This is a genomic window from Rhodococcus sp. DMF-1, from assembly GCF_021441945.1.
Lineage (GTDB): Bacteria > Actinomycetota > Actinomycetes > Mycobacteriales > Mycobacteriaceae > Rhodococcus > Rhodococcus ruber.
In genome coordinates this window covers 3,043,528-3,064,541 of sequence record NZ_CP090442.1, presented here as the reverse complement: position 1 = coordinate 3,064,541, position 21,014 = coordinate 3,043,528, and the positions used below count along the sequence as shown (strand labels likewise).

The following is a 21,014-nucleotide window of genomic DNA, read 5'->3' as shown; positions in this document are numbered from 1 at the left end:
ACGTCAACCCCGGCAGCGCCAGGCACACACCGCGCCGGTTGCGACCAGCGCACCGGTGAGCATCCGCTGGTCGGCGGGTAGGGCCGCCACCGCGGCGACCGTGGCCGCCGCGAACGGCAGCGCCAGACCCATCGCGGCGACCGGCGCCGCCCGCGGCAGCGCCGCTCCCAGCGCGAGACCGGTACCCGCGGCGACCAGTGCGACGCGCACCAGCAGCTGCGGGCCGTCCGCCCCGACGCCCGGCCACAGCGCAACGGTCAGCGTGACGATCAGGGCCACCCCCAGTCCCAGGTCGACCCGCGGCACCCGCCACGCCAGCGCCGCTCCCGCCGCGACGGCCAGCAGCCCGGTCGCGGGCACCCACGCGGACACTTCCGTCCCGGCGAGATCGTCGACGAGCGGGTACGCCGCGGCCGTCGCCCCGAGCGCGGCGACGGGGAACCGGCCGTCCGCGAAGGGCAGGACACGCGCGACGGCCTCGACGCCGAGCACCGTCGCGGCGAGCGCGCCGACGGCGACCGGCCACATCCACGCCCCTGCCGCGTGCTCGCCCACCCAGCCTCCGAGCACGTGCAGACCGACGACGAGCACCGCGGTCGCTCCGACCGCGACGATCGGCAGCCGGGCATCCGGCCGCTGCACCCGGGCTCCGGGCCCCGCGACGAGCGCGGCGAGCACCACGGCTCCGGCCCCGACGGCGAGCGGCCACTGCAGCGGCGACGGCAGCGCCGACGACTGCAGCGACGTCCCCGTCGGACCGGCGACGAGGAACACCGCCCACGTCCCGGCGACCACCGCCCACTGCCCGATCGGTTCCCCCCACGCCGCGGCGACCGCCGCCCCCAGCAGGATCCCGGCCGCCCCCGCCCCGGTCAGGTCCAGCGCGGTGAGGGTGTCGACGTCGGCGGCCGGCACCGCGAAGCGCACCGTTGCGAGCACCACCGTGCAGCCGGTCGCCAGCAGCCACGCCGTGCGGCGCGAGCCGGAGCGTTGCAGCCCCGCGACCGCCAGCACCGCCGCCACCGCGAACACGATCGGTGCCGCCGCGCTGCCGGTGCCGGCGGGGAGCGCCACCACGTCCGCCGACACGGCGAAGCCGGCGAGAGCGCCCGCACACAACGCCGCGAGCCCCGCGACGGGTTCGTCCACCCGCACCGTCACCGCCGGCATCGTCAGCGTCCCTCGGCGTAGGCGCGCAGGTGTTCGACCTGTGCGGGGTCCAGCGAGGGGCGCACCGCCTTCCGTGCCGTCGCCACATCGTCGGCGGTGACCGCCGCGGCGTCCACGCTGCGGCGCATCGCCGCGAGCGCCGCCTCCCGCAGCAGCGCCGCACAGTCCGCCGCGGAGTACCCGTCGAGGTCGGCGGCGAGGGCGCCGAGGTCCACGTCGTCGGCCAGCGGCACCGACCGGCCCGCGGTGCGCAGCACCGCCGCGCGGGCCTCGGCGTCCGGCGGCGGCACGAACACCAGCCGCTCGAGCCGGCCGGGGCGCAGCAGAGCCGGATCGATCAGGTCGGGCCGGTTGGTGGCGCCGAGCACCACGACGTCGCGTAGGGGTTCGACCCCGTCGAGTTCGGTGAGCAGCGCGGCCACCACCCGGTCGGTGACCCCGGAGTCGGAGCTCTGCCCGCGCCTGGGGGCGAGCGCGTCGATCTCGTCGAGGAACACCAGTGCCGGTGCGGAGTTGCGGGCCCGCTGGAACAGCTCCCGCACGGCCTTCTCCGAGGCACCCACCCACTTGTCCATCAGCTCGGCGCCCTTGACGGCGTGCACGCTGAGCTGTCCCGAGCTGGCCAGTGCCCGCACCAGGAAGGTCTTGCCGCACCCCGGGGGCCCGTAGAGGAGCACACCGCGTGGCGGCTCGACGCCGAGGCGCGCGAAGGAGTCGGGGTGCTGCAACGGCCACAGCACCGCCTCCGTGAGCGACTGTTTGGTGTCGACCATGTCGCCGACGTCGTCCAGAGTGACGCTGCCGATGGCCAGCTCCTCGGTGCCCGACCGCGACAGGGGGCGGATCACCTCGAGGGCACCGAGCAGGTCGTCCTGGGTCAGCTTCGGCTCGGTGTCGTCGCGACTCGCCCGCGCCGCCGCCCGCAGGGCCGCCTCCCGGCACAGGGCGGCCAGGTCGGCGACGACGAAGCCGGGTGCGCGGGCGGCGACGGCGTCGAGGGCGAGGTCGCCGGTGGGCACCCGGCGCAGCAGCACGTCGAGGAGGGCGCGGCGGGTGGCGCCGTCGGGCAGCGGCAGGGCCAGTTCCCGGTCGCAGATCTCGGGGGACCGGACCCGCGCATCCACCTCGGTGGGGTGGGCCGTGGTCGCGACGAGCGCAACCCCGACGGTGTCGACGGCGCGGCGCAACTGGTCGAGGATCAGCGCCGACACCGGTTCGGGGTCCGCGGGCAGCAGGGCATCGATGTCGGTGACCAGCAGGACCCCGCCGGCGGCCAGGTCGGCGACGGCGGCCGTGACCCGGCGCAGCCGGTCGTCGGCGGCGGTGGCGCCCACCCCGGGCCCGTCGAGTTCGACGACGCGACGGGAGGCGAGCACCGCGCGGGCGAGGGTGGCCTTGCCGACCCCGGCGGGCCCGGTGATCAGCACCCCGAGGTGGGGGGAGGCGCCGAGGGTGCGCAGCAGTTCGGGCTCGTCGAGGGCCAGCTTCAGCCACTCGGAGAGCTTGCCGGCCTGGGTCTGCACGCCGACGAGGTCCTCCACCGGTGGCGGCGGCGGTGCGGGAGCCGGGGCCCGGACCGACCGCACGGCGTCCGGGGCCTCGGCGACGAGTCGTCCGGCCGGGGCGCTGCCCCAGCGCACCGCGGTGTTCGGTTGCACGCTCACCGGTGCACCGGGGTCGACGGCGGTGACGGTGAGCAGTTCCGTGGTCCAGGCGATCCCGAACGTGCGGGACAGCGTGCGGGTGGTGGGGGCGGTGCTCGTGCCCGGTCCGAGGTCGCGGGGCAGCAGGGACACCGCGTCGCCGACGGTGAGGACCTTGCCCAGCAGTGCCTGACGCAGCGTGACGTCGTCGATCGTGTGGGTGGCGAGCGCCGATCCGGTGACCGCGACGGTCCGGGCGCCGCGGACGACGACCGGGCCGACGAGGACGGTGGCGTCCTCGCGCAGCCCCACGTTGGACAGTGTCACGTCGTCGAGCAGGATCGTGCCGGTGGGGGTGCCGGCGGGGGCGAGGCCGGCGACGGCCGCGGTGCGACGCCCGCCGATCAGGCCGATCGCATCCCATTCGCGCAGGCCCAGCGCGGTGAGCACCTCCGGGTGCACGCGGACCACGCCGCGGCGTGCATCGGCCGCGGAGGTGTTCAGACGGACGGTCAATGCGAGTTGGGGGCTGCTCACCCCGCCGAGCCTAGAGCGTCGTCAGCGTCCGCGGGGGCGGCGCAGACCGAGCCGCGCGGCGGACTGCCGGGGCTGGGGGGCGCGCCGGATCCCGACCCGGCGGGGCCGCAGGGCGCGGTGCTCGGCGCGCAGGGCGCGCCGCTCGGACGGTTTGATGTTCCAGGTCTCCGGACGCGCCGCCACCCAGCGCTTGGAACGGACCGCGAACGGGATGTGCGCCAGGTACAGGCCGACGAGGACGAGCATGAGCACGTACGGGTAGGTGACCAGCGCGGCCGCCGCGACCGCCACGAGTACCAGCAGGACCACCGCGTAGCGCGGCGGGACGGACACCGACTTCATCGCCAGGGTCGGGATCTGACTGACGACGAGGGCGGCGGTGAGCAACGTCCAGACGGCCACCACCGGGTAGGAGTCCCACCAGCCGTCGCCCCACTGGACGTGCGCGGCGACCGGTGCCAGGGCGACGAGGGCACCGGCGGGGGACGGCACGCCGACGAAGTACTCGCGTGCGTACGCGGGCACCGTGTCGTCCTCGAGCAGCGTGTTGAACCGGGCGAGGCGCAGCACGATGCTGACCGCGTACAGCAGGGCGACGATCCAGCCGAAGGGGCTGCCGTCCAGCAGCGTCACGTACAGCACGAGGGCCGGCGCCACGCCGAACGCGACGGCGTCGGACAACGAGTCCAGTTCGGCGCCGATCTTGGTGGTGGCGTCGAGCAGGCGGGCGATGCGCCCGTCGAGGGAGTCCAGCACGGCCGCCGCACCGATCATGCCCAGCGCGGTGCCCAACTGGCCGTCGAGGGCGAACTTCACCGCCGACAGGCCGGCGGAGAGCGCGAGGATCGTGATGACGCTCGGCAGCAGCCGCACGGCCTGCGGACGCCCGCGGCGTCTGCGTTCCGGGGCTGCCTGGGATGCTGCGGACCGGCTCACGGGAGCTGAGCGATGACGGTCTCGGCGCCGATCGTCTTCTGCCCGCGCTCGACGAGGAGAGTGCTGCCCGGGGGCAGGTAGGTGTCGACGCGGGAACCGAAACGGATCAGGCCGTAGGTGTCGCCGATCGGCAGCGTGTCACCCACCTGGGCGTCGCACACGATGCGGCGGGCGAGCAGCCCGGCGATCTGGACGACGGCCACGTCGGCTCCGTCGCGGGTCTCGAGCAGCATGCTGTTGCGCTCGTTGACTTCGCTGGCATCGGCGAGATCGGCCGAGAGGAACTGCCCCGGCCGGTGCACGACCTTGGTGACGGTGCCGCCGACGGGACTGCGCTGGACGTGCACGTCCAGCACGGAAAGGAAGATGCTCACCCGCGGCCGTGGTTCGGTACCCATCTCGAGTTCGGCGGGTGGCACCGCCGTGTCGACGAGGGCCACCTCCCCGTCGGCGGGCGCCACGACGACGCCGACCCGGTTCGGCGGCACCCGGTGCGGGTGCCGGAAGAACCCGGCGGTGGCGGCGGCCGAGACGAGGCCGGCGCGACGGATCCACTTGCGGTTGCGGCCGAGCGCCGCGACGGCGAGGGGCGCGGCGACGAAGGGGATGCCGGCCGGGTGGAGCGGTGGAATCGTCTTCCGGACCAGTTCGAGTACGTGTTCGACGCTGGTGGGCGGTGGGGTTCCGGGGGGTGTGGGCTTTCGGGCCACGGCTCCTCTTAGTGTCGCGCGGTGTGACCCGCGGGCGTGCGGCCCGCGGGCTCTCACAGCCTACGCGAGGAGGGTCACCGGGCGAGGGCCGCGCCCTCCGCCTCCCGCTTGATGCGCGCGAGGGTGGCGTTCATGCCGACGACCATGTCGTCGTCGAAGGCGGTGGCGCCACCGAGAACCTTGTCGATGAGGAACTGCGAGACCTTGCTGGTGCCGTTGGGGGCTTCCCGCCTCTGGATCACGCGGGTGCCGGTCTGCGTCGGTTCCAGCGCGAACGACCAGACGGTGCCGTTCTCCGCGACCCGGAAGCGGAGCAGGCGGCCCGGCTCGAACGAGAGCACCTTGGCGGTGGTGGGCCACACGAGCAGGCCCTTGCGGTTGATGTTGATCGTCTTGGTCCCCGCGCCGACGGGTCCGCCGAGGACGACCATCTTCCGGCACTGCGGGCTCCGCTCGCCCATCCGCTTCAGGTCGGAGATCACCTGCCACACCTGCTGCGGCGATGCGGTGATCTCGACGGTGGCTTCGAGGGTCTTCGACACGGGGGTCCTCCCTGATCCTTCGCGTAACCGCGAGTTACAAGTAATTCCCGTCGATCATAGCCGAGTTTGTGATGCGCACCACCGGAGGGTGTGCCGCCCGTCGAGGCCGGGGCCCCTCGGGAGGGTGGTGCCCTCTCGACCGGCGAGCGTTCGGCCGAGCAGTACCAGTCCCCACGGTCCGATCACCCAGATCGGCCACGGGTACACCGTCGCGCCGACGGCGATCGACACGATCGCCCAGATCACCAGGTTGATCGTCCCGGCTGCAGCCCACGCCGCCCACTCGATCCGCTGATGCGCGGGGAGTCGGGGGGCTGCGGTGCGGGCGGGGGTGCGGGCGGGAGTGCGAGCCGGGGCGCGGACGGGTGCGGGGGCGGGTGGGGGTGCTGCGGGAAGGTCGCTCAGCACGCGGCGCGCCTCGTCGGTGGTGACGGATCGGTACACCGCTCCGACGCGCTGGTCGAACTCGCCGATCGTGAGCCGGCCGGCGGTGAGGTGCCGGCCCAGCTCGTCGACGAGGCGTTCGCGTTCGGAGTCGGAGATGCGGATGCCGTCGGCGTAGTCCATCGCTGCCTCCCGGAGGGGTCGAAGCGACCGAGGGTCTGCGGATGGAGGTTCCACAATGGAAGGTCGCTATCACCATGGTGGATATGCCACAGTGGAATGTCAACCCCCTGGAAGGTGCCGAATATGGCCGATCGCCCGTCCGAGGTCCCCGCGGCCCGTCCGCACGAGGTCCCCGCGGCGCGCCCGCTCGATGCCACTGCGGCGCGCCCGCTCGAGGCCACCGCGGCGCGCCCGCTCAATGCCACCGCGGCATCGCTGCTGGGATTCCTGCACGAAGGGCCGAAGACGGGGTGGGACCTGGTGGTGACCGCGCAGGAGCGGATCGGGAAGTTCTGGTCGATCACGACCAGCCAGGTGTACCGCGAACTCGCCGCGATGGAACGGACCGGTCTGGTCGAGGCCGGCGAGGTGGGCCCGCGCGACCGCAAGCCGTTCGCGCTCACCGGCGCCGGCCGGGCCGCGTTCGCCGAGTGGATCGAACGCGAACCCGGGCCGGAGAACATCCGCTACCCGCTGCTGCTCACCGTCGCGTTCGGCAGGCACCTGCCCCCCGGCAGGCTGGCCGAGATGCTCGCCGTTCACCGTGTCGCCCACCAACGCCGGCTCGCCGACTACGAGCGCGCGGCCGCCGAGTTCGGTGCGGACCCGTACTCGTCGGCGACCCTGGACTTCGGCATCGTCTACGAACGAGCCGTGCTCGAGTGGTTCGACCGGGTCGAGGGCTCGTTGGGGGCGGACTCGTGAACCCGGACGCCGTGTGAACCCGAGGCAGGCGACCGCGCCCCCGATCGAACCGGACCTGCCTCGGTCACCCGGCCGGCCTTGTCGCCGCGATTCCGCGGCGCACCGGCCGGTGCCCGGGACACAATCCGGATAGCGCGTATCGATCGGGAGGTGACCGTGGCCGGGGAGGTCGTCGTCGGGGTCGGTCCCGTCGCCGCGGACGACGTCCTGCGCGTGGCGCGGTCCGGTGTGCCGGTCCGGATCTCCGCGGAGGCGCTCGCTCTCGTCGGCGCCGCCCGCGCAGTGGTCGACGCGCTCGCCCACGACCCCCGGGCCGCGTACGGCATCACCACCGGCTTCGGCGCGCTCGCCACCCGCCACATTCCGCCGGAATCACGAATCGATCTGCAGCGCAGCATAATCCGATCCCACGCCGCCGGGACCGGCCCCGAGGTGGAACGGGAGGTGGTCCGCGCGATGATGCTGCTGCGCCTGTCGACCTTCGCCACCGGGCACACCGGGGTCCGTCCCGGGACGGCCACGGCCTACGCCGCGATGCTGAATGCGGGCATCACCCCGGTGGTGCCCGAGCACGGCAGCCTCGGCTGCTCCGGGGATCTCGCGCCCCTCGCCCACGTGGCCCTCGCACTCACCGGCGAGGGCGACGTCCGCGACGCCGCGGGCAGGCTCGTACCGGCCGCACAGGCTCTCGCCGCGGCGGGCCTCGATCCCGTCGTGCTCGCCGAGAAGGAAGGACTCGCCCTCGTCAACGGCACCGACGGGATGCTGGGCATGCTGGTCCTCGCGTGCCACGATCTGCGCGCCTTGCTGCGGCTCGCCGACGTCACGGCCGCGATGAGCACCGAAGCGCTGCTCGGCACGGACCGGGTCTTCGCCGCCGACCTGCACGCCCTGCGGCCGCACCCCGGCCAGGCGGTGGCCGCCGCCAACATGACCCGGCTCCTCGCCGGTTCCGCCGTCGTGGCCAGCCACCGCACCCCCGACTGCCCGGTGGTGCAGGACGCCTACTCGCTGCGGTGCGCCCCGCAGGTCGCGGGAGCGGCCCGCGACACCCTCGCCCACGCCGAGCAGGTCGCCGGGCGCGAACTCGCCTCCGCGATCGACAACCCCGTCGTCACCGGCGACGGCCGGATCGAATCGAACGGCAACTTCCACGGCGCCCCGCTGGCGTACGCCCTCGACTTCCTCGCGATCGTCGTCGCCGACGTCGCGAGCATCAGCGAACGCCGCACCGACCGGCTGCTCGACGTGGCCCGCAGCCACGGCCTGCCGCCGTTCCTCGCCCACGACCCCGGCGTCGACAGCGGGCACATGATCGCCCAGTACACCCAGGCCGCGCTCGTCGCCGACCTCAAACGCCTCGCCGTGCCGGCCAGTGTCGACTCCGTTCCGTCGTCGGCCATGCAGGAGGACCACGTGTCGATGGGCTGGTCCGCTGCCCGCAAGCTGCGCCGCAGCCTCGACGCACTGACCCGCGTCCTGGCCATCGAGGCCCTGACCGCGGCGCGCGCCCTGGACCTGCGTGCCCCGCTTGCTCCGGCGCCCGGGACCGGCGCTGTCGTCGCCGCACTCCGCCGGTACGTGGCCGGGTCCGGCCCGGACCGGCGGCTCGGTCCCGAGATCGACGTCGCGGTCCGGCTCGCCGCGAGCGGGGAACTCGTCGCCGCGGCGGAGGCGGCAATCGGGGCGCTGGACTGATCGTCAGCGCAGCGGATCGAAGTGCCGCAGGACCGCCGCCGGCGTACCGGTCATCGCGTCGGCCAGCAGCCGCCCGGTCAGCGGGCCGAGCGCCACGCCCCACATCCCGTGACCGCCGGCGACGAACACACGCGCCGAGCGGGTCCCCCCGACCAGTGGCAGACCGTCCGGGGTGCAGGGACGCGAGCCCACCCATTCCTCCGTGCGGGCGGACCAGTCGATGCCGGTGAGCAGCGGCCGTGCGGCGTCGACGATGGCCTGGATCCGGCGCGGGTCGAGCGGGGCGTCGGGCCGCCGGAACTCCATCATCCCGGCGATGCGGAACCGGTCGTGCAGCGGCGTGCACGCGACCCGCTGGGCCGGGAAGTAGATCGGGTTCTTCGGCAGGTCCGCCGGGCGCACGCTGAAGCTGTACCCGCGGCCGGCCTGAACCGGCGTCCGGACCCCGAACGGCCGGACCAGGTCGGTCAGCCGGGCGCCGGTGGCCAGCACCACCGCATCCGCCGCCCGGTCCGCGCCGTCGGTACCGACTACCCGCACACCCCGGGCGTCGTCCCGGACCGCCTGCACCTCGCATCCGGTGACGACCGCACCGCCGCGGTCACGCACCGAGTCCGCCAGTGCGGCGACGAACCGCGGCGGATCGACGAACCGCTGCCCCCGCAGCCGGATCCCGGCCCGCACCCCGTCGCCGAGCAGTGGTTCCAGAGTGCGGATCGTGTCCCCGTCGAGCAGGTCGAAATCCACCTCGCCGCCGGCCGCCACCACCTGCCGGAACTCCTCGACGAGGACGCGACGGTCGTCCTCGGACGCGAACGCGGCCAGGAACGGATCCGCCGGGCGGGTCTGTTCGACGACACCGCCGCAGGCCAGATCGTCGTAGGCGCCCAGCGCGCTCCGGTTCACCTCGGCGAACACGGTCATCGCCGCCCGCCACCGGCGGGGGGTGCAGTGCCGCGCGAAGCCCACCAGGAACCGCCACAACCGCAGGTCGACCGCGGGCGGCACGTACACGGGCGACGACGGCGTGAGCATCGATCGGATCCCGTACCGCAGCACCGCCGGTTCCGGCAGCGGCAGCGTCAGCGCGGGCGCCAGCCAGCCGGCGTTGCCCCACGACGCATCCGCCGCCACCCCGGTCCGGTCGAGCACCGTGACCTCGACGCCGCGCTCCTGCAGGAACCACGCCGTCGACAGGCCGGCGAAGCCCGCCCCGACGACGACGACCCGACGAATCGCCATGACGCACTCCCGATCTCGAGGTACCCCATCACCTCCATCATGGACCGCCGGCGGGTTCGGTGCCCGCGAACCGAGGGTGGCCGTCGTCCGGCCGGCCCGTGACGATCCGGTGGATCAGCCGCGCCGCCGCCCGCGCCGTCCGCCCGTCGACGTCGAAGGCCGGCGCCAGTTCGGCGACGTCGACGAGCGCGAGCCGGCCGCTGCGCGCCACGACGTCGCACACGTGCTGCACCACCTCGAACGCGACCCCGCAGGCCGCCGGGGCGCTCACCCCGGGCGCCACCCAGCCGGGCAGCACATCGAGATCGATCGTCAGATGCACCGCGTCCAGCTCGCGGACGAACTCCTCCACGAACGTCTCCACGACGAGCAGGTTCGTGGCGCGGCACTCGTCGTCCAGCAGGTACCGCGCCCCGATCGCGTCCGCGGCGGCGAACAGCGCGGCCGTGTTGCTCGGCTGCGCGATGCCCACCACCGCGTAGCGCAGCGACCGGCCCTGCTCGCGTTCGCGCTCGGCCATCTGCCGGAACGGGGTGCCCGACGTCGCGACGGGCGCGGCCCGCAGGTCGAAGTGCGCGTCCAGGTTCAGCACGCCCCACCGGGCCCCGGCCCGCGCCGCCGCGGACCCCGCCCAGCCCAGGTAGCTGCCGAAGGCGACCTCGTGCCCGCCGCCGAGAACCACCACCGCGTGCTCCGCGTCGAGCAGCGCGGCGACCGCGGCACCGAGACGGCGCTGCCCGTCGTCGAGGGCGCCGCCGCGCACCTCGATGTCACCGGCATCGTGGATGACGGCCGGCGCGGGCAGCGCCAGCGACGCCAGGGCGCGCCGCAACGCGACCGGCCCGTCCACCGCGCCGGCCCGCCCCTGGTTGCGGCGCACGCCCTCGTCACTGCGGAATCCGATCAGGACCTGAGCCCGCGCCGCGTCCGCCGGCAGCGGCGAGACCACGCCGTGCCAGCGCAGGTGTTCGACACCGGGCCCGTCGTCGCGGCCCGTCCACGGCACCGGCGGCACGTCGACCGGAATCGTCACATCAAAAGTCCCTCCAGCCAGACCTCACGGATCAGCTGCACACCCGGCCGATACGCCAGGTGCAGATACGACGGGGCGTCCAGCGCGATCAGATCTGCCCGTGCGCCCTCCCGGACGACGCCGACATCGGTGCGGCGCAACGCCGCGGCGCCACCGGCGGTCGCCGCACCGACCGCCTCCTCCGGGCTCATGTGCATCTCACGCACCGCCAGCGCGACGCAGAACGGCATGCTCGTCAGGTACGAGGTGCCGGGGTTGCAGTCGGTGGCCAGGGCGACGGTCACGCCCGCGTCCAGCAGTGCCCGCGCGTCCGGATACCGGTTGCGCGTGCAGAAGTCGGCGCCCGGCAGCAGCGTCGCGACCGTGCCGGAACCGGCGAGCGCCGCCACGTCCGCCGCCGTCGTGTACGTGACGTGGTCCACCGACGCCGCGCCGAGCTCCACCGCCAGCTGCACGCCGGGCCCGGGACCGAGCTGGTTGCCGTGCACCCGCGGGGTGAGGCCGTGCGCCATCCCCGCCTGCAGCACGGCCCGGCACTGATCGGCGTCGAACGCGCCCCGCTCGCAGAACACGTCGATCCACCTGGCGTGCGGAGCGCACGCGGGAACCATCTCCTCGCACACCAGCCGGACGTAGTCGTCGGGGCGGCGCGCGAACTCCGGCGGCACGACGTGCGCGGCGAGCAACGTCGTCTCGGGTGTGTACACCTCGGCGATCTGCAGGCTGCGCAGTTCGTCGGCGACGGACTGGCCGTACCCGGACTTGCACTCGACCGTCGTCGTCCCGGACCCCCAGCCCTCCGCGACGAGCCGCGACGCCGTCGCCGCGAGCGCGCGATCGGTCGCCGCGCGGGTCGCCGCGATCGTCGTGGCGATCCCACCGGCCGTGTAGGGCACACCGGCCATCCGGGCGGCGAACTCCTCGGCGCGCTCACCGGCGAACACGAGATGGGCGTGACTGTCCACGAACCCGGGCAGCACGGCTCGGCCCTGCAGGTCGTGCCGGGTCCCGGCGGCGCCCTCGGGGATCCGTGCGCTCGGCCCCACCCACCGCACCAGACCCTCGCCGACGACGACGGCGGCGTCGACGAGCACCCCCAGCGGGCCCCGGCCCAGCTCCGGGTCGTTCGTGACGAGGCAGCCGATGTTGTCGAGCAGGGTCCAGTTCCGTCCGGGCGACATGGCGTCAGCTCTCCCGCATCGGGATGCGCAGTCCGCGACGCGCCGCGACCTCGGTGGCCCGGGAATACCCGGCGTCGGCGTGCCGGAGGACGCCGGTGCCGGGGTCGTTCGTCAGCACCCGCTCGAGCTTGCGCGCGGCGAGGTCGGTGCCGTCGGCGATGCACACCTGTCCGGCGTGCAGCGACCGGCCGATACCGACCCCGCCGCCGTGGTGGATCGACACCCACGATGCCCCGGACGCCGTGTTGACCAGGGCGTTGAGCAGCGGCCAGTCGGCGATCGCGTCCGAACCGTCGGCCATCGCCTCGGTCTCGCGGTACGGCGAGGCGACCGACCCGGCGTCGAGGTGGTCCCGGCCGATGGCGATCGGAGCGGAGAGCTCTCCGGCGGCGACCATCTCGTTGAACCTCAGGCCCGCCCGGTCCCGTTCGCCGTAGCCGAGCCAGCAGATGCGGGCCGGCAGCCCCTGGAACGGCACCGCGCGTCCGGCCAGCGTGAGCCATCGGGCGAGATGCTCGTTCTCGGGGAACAGTTCGAGCACGGCGCGATCGGTGGCGGCGATGTCCGCGGGATCGCCCGACAGCGCGACCCACCGGAACGGTCCGCGGCCCTCCTCGAACAGCGGACGGAGGTACGCGGGGACGAAGCCGGGAAACGCGAACGCCCGGTCGAAGCCGCCCTTGCGGGCCTCGTCGCGGATGGAGTTGCCGTAGTCGAACACCTCGGCGCCGCGATCGAGGAACCCGACCATGGCTTCCACGTGCCGGGCCATCGACCGGCGGGCCTGCTCGGTGAACCACACGGGGTCCTTCGCCGCGAGGGTGGGCCACTCCTCGACCGTCACCCCGCGCGGCAGGTAGGACAGCGGGTCGTGGGCCGAGGTCTGATCGGTGACGATGTCGATCGGGGCCTGCATCGCGAGCAGCTCCGGCACGACGTCGGCGGCGTTTCCGACCACTCCGATCGAGCGTGGTTGCCGCGCATCCCGTGCCGCGAGCGCCTCGGCCAGCGCCGCTTCGACGCCGTCGGCCTTGGTGTCGAGGAAGCCCTGCGCGAGCCGGCGGCCGACCCGGGCCTCGTCGACCTCGACGCAGATCGCCACACCCTCGTTCATCGTGATCGCCAGCGGCTGCGCCCCGCCCATGCCGCCCAGGCCCGCGGTGAGGGTGACCGTTCCGGCGAGAGTGCCCCCGAACCGCGCGCGGGCGACGGCCCCGAACGTCTCGTAGGTTCCCTGCAGGATGCCCTGCGAGCCGATGTAGATCCAGGACCCGGCGGTCATCTGCCCGTACATCGTCAGTCCCAGCGCCTCCAGGCGGCGGAACTCCTCCCAGTTCGCCCAGTCGCCGACCAGGTTCGAGTTGGCCAGCAGCACGCGCGGTGCCCACTCGTGGGTGCGCAGCACCCCGACGGGTTTGCCGGACTGCACGAGCAGCGTCTCGTCGTCGCCGAGGGTCTCGAGGGTCCGCACGATCGCGTCGAATGCGGCCCAGTTGCGGACCGCCCGGCCGGTGCCGCCGTAGACCACCAGGTCGTCCGGCCGTTCGGCGACGTCGGGGTCGAGGTTGTTCATCAGCAGTCGCAGCGCGCCCTCCTGCTGCCAGCCCCGGCACCGCAACCCGGGGCCGCGCGGGGCGCGCACGGGCCGCGGTCCGGGCCCGGGGGAGGGGGTTGTTCCGGTGGCCATGGGGCCTCCTCTCGACACCGGCGCGCCTTCGCCTCACTCCATGACACTGCGGTGGAGCACCCCACGACAACAGGTCCGGGCGGATGTGTCGGATCCGAGACCGAGTGCCGCCCGCGGCCCGGGCGCGGCCCCTTGGAACAGTGGACCGGACCGGTCGTACGATTTCGTCGAACGTTCTGCTGTCGAAGGGAACCATCCATGACTACGGGTATCGAACAGCTCGAGTTCCAGGCGGAGACTCGTCAGCTGCTGGATCTGCTGATCCACTCGGTGTATTCGAACAAGGACACCTTCCTCCGGGAACTCGTCTCCAACTCGTCGGACGCGCTGGACAAGCTCAAGCTCGAGGCATTCCGCAACAAGGACCTGCAGGTCGACACCTCGGACCTGCACATCGAGATCGAGGTCGACAAGGAGCAGCGCACCCTCACCGTCCGCGACAACGGCATCGGCATGTCGCGGGACGAGGTGGTCGACCTGATCGGCACCCTCGCGAAGTCGGGCACGGCGGAACTGCGGCGCAAGCTGCGCGAGGCGCAGGAATCGGCTGCGCCGGCAGAGCTCATCGGGCAGTTCGGCGTCGGCTTCTACTCGACCTTCATGGTCGCCGACAAGGTCACCCTGCTGACCCGCAAGGCAGGGGAGCACGACGGCACCCGGTGGGAGTCGAGCGGTGAGGCGACGTACACGATCGAGACGGTCGAGGGCGCACCCCAGGGCACGTCGGTGACGCTGCATCTCAAGCCGGAGGACACCGAGGACCACCTGTTCGACTACACGGCCGAGTGGAAGATCAAGGAGATCGTCAAACGCTACTCGGATTTCATCGCGTGGCCGATCCGGATGCAGGTCGAACACACCGAGCCGGCCGAGGGTGAGGGGTCCGTCGCCGAGGTGGTCCGCGAGACCGAGACCCTGAACTCGATGAAGGCGCTGTGGGCGCGCTCGAAGGACGACGTCTCCGCCGAGGAGTACAACGAGTTCTACAAGCACGTCAGCCACGCGTGGGACGAGCCGCTCGAGGTCATCCCGATGAAGGCCGAGGGCACGTTCGAATACCAGGCGCTGCTGTTCATTCCGTCGCAGGCGCCGTTCGACCTGTTCATGCGTGAGCGCAAGACCGGGATCCACCTCTACGTCAAGCGCGTGTTCATCATGGACGACTGCGAGGAACTGGTCCCGGAGTACCTGCGCTTCGTCAAGGGCGTGGTCGACGCACAGGACCTGTCGCTCAACGTCTCCCGCGAGATTCTGCAGCAGGACAGGCAGATCCGCGCGATCCGCCGGCGGCTCACCAAGAAGGTGCTGTCGACGATCAAGGACATGGCGGCCACCGAGCCGGAGAAGTACCGGACGTTCTGGTCGCAGTTCGGCCGGGTCCTCAAGGAGGGTCTGCTCTCGGACTTCGACAACCGCGACACCCTGCTCGCCGTGTCCTCGTTCGAGTCCACGCACAGCGAGGACGCGACGACGACGCTCGCCGAGTACGTCGCGCGGATGCAGGAGGGCCAGGACGAGATCTTCTACATGACCGGCGAGTCCCGGCAGCAGATCGAGAGTTCGCCGCACATGGAGGCGTTCCGCGCCAAGGGGCTCGAGGTGCTGCTGCTCACCGACCCGGTCGACGAGATGTGGGTGGGGTCCGTCCCCGAGTTCGAGGGCAAGCGGTTCCAGTCGATCGCCAAGGGTGAGGTGGACCTCGGTACCGAGGACGAGAAGAAGGCCGCGGAGGCCGAGCGCGAGGAGCGGGAGAAGGAGTACGCCGGCCTGCTGTCGTGGCTCGGCGAGACGCTCGACGAGCATGTGAAGCAGGTGCGGTTGTCGTCGCGGCTGACCACGTCGCCCGCGTGCCTCGTCGGCGACACGTTCGCCATGTCGCCCACCCTCGAGCGGATGTACCGGGCGTCGGGCCAGCCCGTCCCGCACACCAAGCGCATCCTCGAGCTCAACCCGGACCATCCGTTGGTCACGGCTCTGCGCGACGCGCATGCCCAGCGCGCCGACGATCCGACGCTCGGTGAGACCGCCGAATTGCTGTACGGCACCGCGCTGCTCGCGGAGGGCGGCGAACTCGACGACCCGGCGGCGTTCGCCCGCCTGCTCGCCGATCGCCTCGCGCGCACGCTGTAGCCGCTCACCCTTCCGGCCGAATGTCACATCGCGTCGATCCGATCGACGCGATGTGACATTCGGTCCGTGGGCGGCGGGGGCGGGGCGACCCGATAGGCTCGCACCATGGCCGGTGTGGACGGGGTGTTGTTCGATATCGAGGGCGTGATCGTGACGTCGTGGGTGCCCGTGCCGGGCGCCGCCGAGGTGCTCGCCGGGCTCCGCGAGCGCGGCGTGCATCGGGCCTTCCTGACCAACACCACGTCGCGGACGTGTGCGCAGATCGCCGAGACCCTCTCCGGCCTGGGCATGCCGGTCGAACCCGCCGAGATCGTGACGGCCGCGTCCCTCACCGCCGAGTATCTGCGGCAGACCTACCCGGACCGGCGCTGCTGGGTGCTCAACCACGGCGACGTGGAGGCGGACCTCGCGGGCATCGTGCGCGACGAGGACGATCCCGAGGTGGTCGTGCTGGGCGGGGCCGGGCCGGAGTTCAGTCACCGCGCCCTCAGCCGTGTCGCCGAACTGATGCTCGACGGGGTGCCGGTGGTGGCGATGCACCGCGGCGCCACGTGGCAGGCCGCGGACGGGTTGCACATCGACACCGGCGTCTACCTGCCGGGTCTCGAGGAACTGAGCGGGCAGACCGTCGTCGCGGTCGGGAAGCCGTCGATGCGGGGCTTTCTCGCCGCGGCCGAGCTGATGGGCACCGAACCGGACCGGATGGCGGTGGTGGGCGACGATCTCCACGCCGAGGTCATTCCGGGCCAGCGCCTCGGTATGACGGGAATCCTGGTGCGCACCGGCAAGTTTCGGCAGTCGGTGCTCGATCTCGCGGTCGAGCGTCCCGACCGGGTGATCGATTCGGTGGCCGACCTGCCGGAGCTGCTCGACACGCTCTGACGACCTCTCGCTCCGGAAGGGTCCGGCCGGTACCCTCGCGCCGGGGGAGTCGCCCCCGTCCGCAGTATCCGAGCCCCGGCCCAGCGCAGAGGAGACCTTGTTGTCCATCCGATCCATCCGTGCCGTCGTAGTCCCCCGCCGTCTCCTCCGGGCCGGTGTGGTCGCCGCTCTCGGTGTCGCATCGGCGGCCCTGCTCGGCGTGGGCACCGCCGCGGCGGCACCGGTGACGTGCGTGTCGCCGCCGTCGGCCAACGAGATCCTGGTGTCCGACGCCGCGAGCTGCGGTGCGACGGCCACCGAGGGCGGCACGGCCCACTCCTTCGCCTCCGAGAGCGGCACCGCGGTGTCGTCGGCCCGGACGGCCGGCGCGGCCGAAGCCCGTGCGACGGGCTTCGGGACGGCCTTGAGCGGCGCCGGGGACGGTGGCCGCGCCTACGCGTACGCCCTCGGCGGCGGGCTGAGCCATTCCTCGGCCCAGGGCCCGGCGACGACGGTGTCCGTCGCCGGCTGGGGTTCGGGGGCGACGGCCGATCCGACCGGCGTGACCTGCGTCGGTCCGCAGTCGTTCGCGGTCAACACGGCCACCGGCCAGTGGTGCGCCGTCGGCGTCGGTTCCACGCGTCGCTGAGCCCACCCCGGACCGGTCCTGCACGACGAGGGTGGCGGGTGCTCCAAACCTTGCACTCGCCACCCTCGAGTGCTAAGAATGCTCTTGGCACTCGCAACACGTGAGTGCCAGGTCGGGACGGTGAGGCCGGGAATATCGACACCCCTGGTCGTCCGTCGCGGGCACTGCTTCCGGCCGAAGGCGTACATGGGGCGACCCGACGAGCGGTCGCCCTGCGTGTCACCCCCATATCCGGAGGATCACTTCGCAATGGCCAAGATCATCGCGTTCGACGAAGAGGCCCGTCGCGGCCTCGAGCGGGGCCTGAACAGCCTCGCCGACGCTGTCAAGGTGACGTTGGGGCCCAAGGGTCGCAACGTCGTGCTCGAGAAGAAGTGGGGCGCCCCCACGATCACCAACGATGGTGTGTCCATCGCCAAGGAGATCGAGCTCGAGGACCCGTACGAGAAGATCGGCGCCGAGCTGGTCAAGGAAGTTGCCAAGAAGACGGACGACGTCGCGGGTGACGGCACCACCACCGCCACCGTGCTCGCCCAGGCGCTGGTGCGCGAGGGTCTGCGCAACGTCGCTGCCGGTGCGAACCCGCTCGGTCTCAAGCGCGGCATCGAGAAGGCCGTCGAGGCCGTCACCGCCAAGCTGCTCGACACCGCCAAGGAGGTCGAGACCAAGGAGCAGATCGGCGCCACCGCCGGCATCTCCGCGGGCGACCCCGCGATCGGTGAACTGATCGCCGAGGCCATCGACAAGGTGGGCAAGGAAGGCGTCATCACCGTCGAGGAGTCCAACACCTTCGGCCTCCAGCTCGAGCTGACCGAGGGTATGCGCTTCGACAAGGGCTACATCTCGCTGTACTTCGCCACCGACGCCGAGCGTCAGGAGGCCGTGCTCGAGGACGCCTACATCCTGCTCGTGTCGGGCAAGATCTCGACCGTCAAGGACCTGCTGCCGCTGCTGGAGAAGGTCATCCAGTCCGGCAAGCCGCTCGCGATCATCGCCGAGGACGTCGAGGGCGAGGCCCTGTCCACGCTGGTCGTCAACAAGATCCGTGGCACCTTCAAGTCGGTCGCCGTCAAGGCCCCCGGCTTCGGTGACCGTCGCAAGGCCCAGCTCGCCGACATCGCCATCCTCACCGGTGGCGAGGTCATCAGCGAAGAGGTCGGTCTCTCCCTCGAGACCGCCGGCCTCGAGCTGCTCGGCCGTGCGCGCAAGGTCGTCGTCACCAAGGACGAGACCACCATCGTCGACGGTGCCGGCGACGCCGACGCCATCGCCGGTCGCGTGAACCAGATCCGTGCCGAGATCGAGGCGTCGGACTCGGACTACGACCGCGAGAAGCTGCAGGAGCGCCTGGCCAAGCTGGCCGGCGGTGTCGCGGTCATCAAGGCCGGCGCCGCCACCGAGGTCGAGCTCAAGGAGCGCAAGCACCGCATCGAGGATGCCGTCCGCAACGCCAAGGCTGCGGTCGAGGAGGGCATCGTCGCCGGCGGCGGCGTCGCGCTGCTGCAGGCCGCTCCGGTTCTGGACGACCTGAAGCTCGAGGGTGACGAGGCCACCGGTGCCAACATCGTCAAGGTCGCCCTCGAGGCTCCGCTGAAGCAGATCGCCTTCAACGCCGGCCTCGAGCCCGGCGTCGTCGCCGAGAAGGTGCGCAACCTGCCCGCCGGCCACGGCCTCAACGCCGCCACGGGCGAGTACGAGGACCTGCTGGGCGCCGGCATCAACGATCCGGTCAAGGTCACCCGCTCGGCGCTGCAGAACGCGGCGTCCATCGCGGCCCTGTTCCTGACCACCGAGGCTGTCGTCGCCGACAAGCCGGAGAAGGCCGCCGCTCCCGCCGGCGACCCGACCGGCGGCATGGGTGGCATGGACTTCTGATCCACCCCCGACCGTCTTCGAGGCCCGGTTCCACTTCGGTGGGGCCGGGCCTCGTGGCGTCGGTCGTTCGGGTGATTTCTCCGATTTCCGCGTTCTCGGGTCGTCGACTCTTGTAACAATGGCGTCGCGGCCGTACTTCCAGGACCGCGCATCCGTGACACGGACGAAATCAAGGAGGAGTCGCCATGGGATCTCTCGCGGACATCATCGGCTGGGTGCTCGAAAACTTCGATCTGCTGGAAGTTCTGGACTCGCTGAGTGCAGACGACTAGCGGCCACCCACGACCTGGACGGAGAAGATCATGATCGGCAGCCTGCTCGACCTCATCACGCCCATCCTCGAACTGATCGCCGACCTCGGCTCGGGCAGCGCGGACTAGTCCCGGCCCGAGAGCACACCCGAATCGCAGCCGCAGCGCCGGGATCTCCCGCCGCTGCGGCTGCGTTCGTGTGAGGTGCCGACCGGGTCAGACCGCGACGGCCGGGGCGGCCGCGCGCTTCGCCAGCCGCGCCGCGATCGCCGCGCACACCAGCAGCTGGATCTGGTGGAACAGCATGAGTGGCAGGACGATCAGTCCGATCGGTTGGCCCGGGAACAGGACCGTCGCCATCGGCAGGCCCGTGGCCAGGGACTTGGTCGAACCGCAGAACAGGATCGTCGCGCGGTCCTCGTAGGCGAAGCCCAGGCGCGGTGCGCCGAACCACGTGAGCGCCAGGACCAGGGCGAGCAGCACGAGGCACACACCCGCCAGGGCGAGCAGCCGCCCGAGCGACAGGCTCGACCAGATGCCCTCGTTCATGCCGCGACTGAACGCGACGTACACGACGAGCAGGATCGAGCCGCGGTCGACGATCTTCAGCGGCCCGCCGTGCCTGCCGACCCATCCGCCGATCCAGCGGCGCAGGAGCTGGCCGGCCAGGAACGGGACCAGCAGCATGAGCACGATGTCGAGCACCGCGGAGGCACTGAACGTCACGCCCTGCGTGGTCATCGTCAGCGCGACGAGCAGCGGCGTCACGACGATGCCCAGCAGGCTCGAGGCACTGGCGGAGACGACCGCACCCGCGATGTTGCCGCGGGCCACGGAGACCAGCGCGATCGACGACTGCACAGTCGACGGCAGCAGGCACAGGTAGAGGACCCCGAGATACAGCGGTTCGGTCAGTACGGTCGGCACCAGCATCTTCGTCGCCAGCCCGAGCAGCGGAAACAGCGCGAACGTGGTGGCGAGGATCGTCAGGTGCAGGCGCCAGTGCCGGAGGCCCTCGAACGCCTCACGCGTGGACAGTCGCGCCCCGTAGAGGAAGAACAGCAGACCGATGGCGATCTTCGCAGCCCACGTGAAGATGTTCAGGGCCGTGCCCGAGGCCGGCAGCAGTCCCGCGACCGCGACGGTGGTGAGGATGCCGACGAGGAACGGGTCGAGGCGACCGAGCACGGGAATCCTGGAGAACATGAGTCGACGCTAGGACACCGCCGGGACGAGCCGACACCCGGTGTGGGAAGCGTGCACCCTCTCCGGCGTCCCGGAGCGGGTGCATGCTTCCTGGAACGGGTGCAGGCTCGCGGTCACTCCGGCAGCAGCATCCACAGTGCCAGGTAGACCAGGGCGGCGCCGCCTCCGGTCACGAACGCGGCGACCACCACGCCGGCGCGGACGAGGTTGACGTCGATGCCGAAGTACTCGGCGAGGCCGCCGCACACACCGCCGAGCATGCGCTGCGAGCGGGACCGGGCGAAGGGACGGGGAGCGGGGGTGTTGTTCTCGAATGTCATGCGACAAGAGTGCCGCCACGGGCCTGCCGGTC

The 21,014-nt window shown here is 72.2% G+C and carries 18 protein-coding genes; 6 read left to right on the top strand and 12 right to left on the bottom strand.

Features of this window, described 5'->3' with window-relative positions; genetic code table 11:
* Positions 1-3: 3 nt before the first annotated feature.
* From LZP97_RS13975 to LZP97_RS13950, 6 genes are all read right to left on the bottom strand, one after another.
* Positions 4-1,170 carry a hypothetical protein gene (locus tag LZP97_RS13975; RefSeq protein ID WP_119699960.1) on the bottom strand — a complete coding sequence of 389 codons (1,167 nt, stop codon included), beginning with the start codon at positions 1,168-1,170 and terminating at the stop codon, positions 4-6.
* A 2-nt stretch (positions 1,171-1,172) separates the two neighbouring features.
* Positions 1,173-3,350 (bottom strand): AAA family ATPase, encoded by a 2,178-nt coding sequence (locus tag LZP97_RS13970; RefSeq protein WP_048772200.1) that lies wholly within the window; start codon positions 3,348-3,350, stop codon positions 1,173-1,175.
* A 21-nt stretch (positions 3,351-3,371) separates the two neighbouring features.
* A complete protein-coding gene (locus LZP97_RS13965) occupies positions 3,372-4,223 on the bottom strand; it encodes a CDP-alcohol phosphatidyltransferase family protein (protein WP_003937424.1) in 852 nt (283 codons plus the stop codon).
* 59 nt (positions 4,224-4,282) lie between these two features.
* Entirely contained in the window at positions 4,283-4,996 is a 714-nt protein-coding gene (locus LZP97_RS13960; RefSeq protein ID WP_010592213.1) for a phosphatidylserine decarboxylase, read from the bottom strand.
* Positions 4,997-5,070: 74 nt separating this feature from the next.
* Positions 5,071-5,538, bottom strand: a complete 468-nt coding sequence (locus tag LZP97_RS13955) for an SRPBCC family protein (RefSeq protein ID WP_048772203.1) — start codon at positions 5,536-5,538, stop codon at positions 5,071-5,073.
* 54 nt (positions 5,539-5,592) lie between these two features.
* Entirely contained in the window at positions 5,593-6,105 is a 513-nt protein-coding gene (locus LZP97_RS13950; protein WP_048772206.1) for a DUF1707 SHOCT-like domain-containing protein, read from the bottom strand.
* A 123-nt stretch (positions 6,106-6,228) separates the two neighbouring features.
* On the opposite strand from LZP97_RS13950, the gene LZP97_RS13945 reads away from it, so the two are divergent.
* Positions 6,229-6,849 carry a PadR family transcriptional regulator gene (locus tag LZP97_RS13945; protein ID WP_234574684.1) on the top strand — a complete coding sequence of 207 codons (621 nt, stop codon included), beginning with the start codon at positions 6,229-6,231 and terminating at the stop codon, positions 6,847-6,849.
* A 150-nt stretch (positions 6,850-6,999) separates the two neighbouring features.
* Positions 7,000-8,547, top strand: a complete 1,548-nt coding sequence (gene hutH / locus LZP97_RS13940; protein WP_048772209.1) for a histidine ammonia-lyase — start codon at positions 7,000-7,002, stop codon at positions 8,545-8,547.
* A gap of 3 nt (positions 8,548-8,550) precedes the next feature.
* Here hutH and LZP97_RS13935 read toward each other — a convergent pair whose 3' ends face one another.
* The 4 genes from LZP97_RS13935 to hutU are packed head-to-tail and all read right to left on the bottom strand — an operon-like array spanning position 8,551 to position 13,690.
* Positions 8,551-9,789: an NAD(P)/FAD-dependent oxidoreductase gene (locus tag LZP97_RS13935; protein ID WP_048772212.1), complete on the bottom strand. Its 1,239-nt coding sequence runs from the start codon at positions 9,787-9,789 to the stop codon at positions 8,551-8,553.
* A gap of 37 nt (positions 9,790-9,826) precedes the next feature.
* A complete protein-coding gene (hutG, locus tag LZP97_RS13930; protein WP_048772215.1) occupies positions 9,827-10,822 on the bottom strand; it encodes a formimidoylglutamase in 996 nt (331 codons plus the stop codon).
* Positions 10,819-12,003 (bottom strand): imidazolonepropionase, encoded by a 1,185-nt coding sequence (hutI, locus tag LZP97_RS13925; protein WP_010592205.1) that lies wholly within the window; start codon positions 12,001-12,003, stop codon positions 10,819-10,821. The genes hutG and hutI overlap by 4 nt, the downstream gene beginning before the upstream one ends.
* 4 nt (positions 12,004-12,007) lie before the next feature.
* On the bottom strand, positions 12,008-13,690 hold the full coding sequence (gene hutU, locus LZP97_RS13920) for a urocanate hydratase (RefSeq protein WP_048772219.1): 1,683 nt from the start codon (positions 13,688-13,690) through the stop codon (positions 12,008-12,010).
* A 198-nt stretch (positions 13,691-13,888) separates the two neighbouring features.
* Between hutU and htpG the strand changes: the two genes are divergently transcribed.
* From htpG to groL, 4 genes are all read left to right on the top strand, one after another.
* On the top strand, positions 13,889-15,820 hold the full coding sequence (gene htpG / locus LZP97_RS13915; RefSeq protein WP_048772221.1) for a molecular chaperone HtpG: 1,932 nt from the start codon (positions 13,889-13,891) through the stop codon (positions 15,818-15,820).
* A gap of 105 nt (positions 15,821-15,925) precedes the next feature.
* Positions 15,926-16,702, top strand: a complete 777-nt coding sequence (locus LZP97_RS13910) for an HAD-IIA family hydrolase (RefSeq protein WP_010592202.1) — start codon at positions 15,926-15,928, stop codon at positions 16,700-16,702.
* A gap of 100 nt (positions 16,703-16,802) precedes the next feature.
* Entirely contained in the window at positions 16,803-17,330 is a 528-nt protein-coding gene (locus tag LZP97_RS13905) for a DUF6764 family protein (RefSeq protein ID WP_040270769.1), read from the top strand.
* A gap of 249 nt (positions 17,331-17,579) precedes the next feature.
* Positions 17,580-19,205 carry a chaperonin GroEL gene (gene groL, locus LZP97_RS13900; protein WP_010592200.1) on the top strand — a complete coding sequence of 542 codons (1,626 nt, stop codon included), beginning with the start codon at positions 17,580-17,582 and terminating at the stop codon, positions 19,203-19,205.
* 467 nt (positions 19,206-19,672) lie between these two features.
* Here groL and LZP97_RS13895 read toward each other — a convergent pair whose 3' ends face one another.
* Together LZP97_RS13895 and LZP97_RS13890 are read right to left on the bottom strand one after the other, a co-directional pair.
* Positions 19,673-20,662, bottom strand: a complete 990-nt coding sequence (locus LZP97_RS13895) for a bile acid:sodium symporter family protein (protein WP_029539851.1) — start codon at positions 20,660-20,662, stop codon at positions 19,673-19,675.
* Between the two features lie 113 nt (positions 20,663-20,775).
* Positions 20,776-20,982: a PspC domain-containing protein gene (locus LZP97_RS13890; RefSeq protein ID WP_003937438.1), complete on the bottom strand. Its 207-nt coding sequence runs from the start codon at positions 20,980-20,982 to the stop codon at positions 20,776-20,778.
* Positions 20,983-21,014 lie beyond the last annotated feature (32 nt).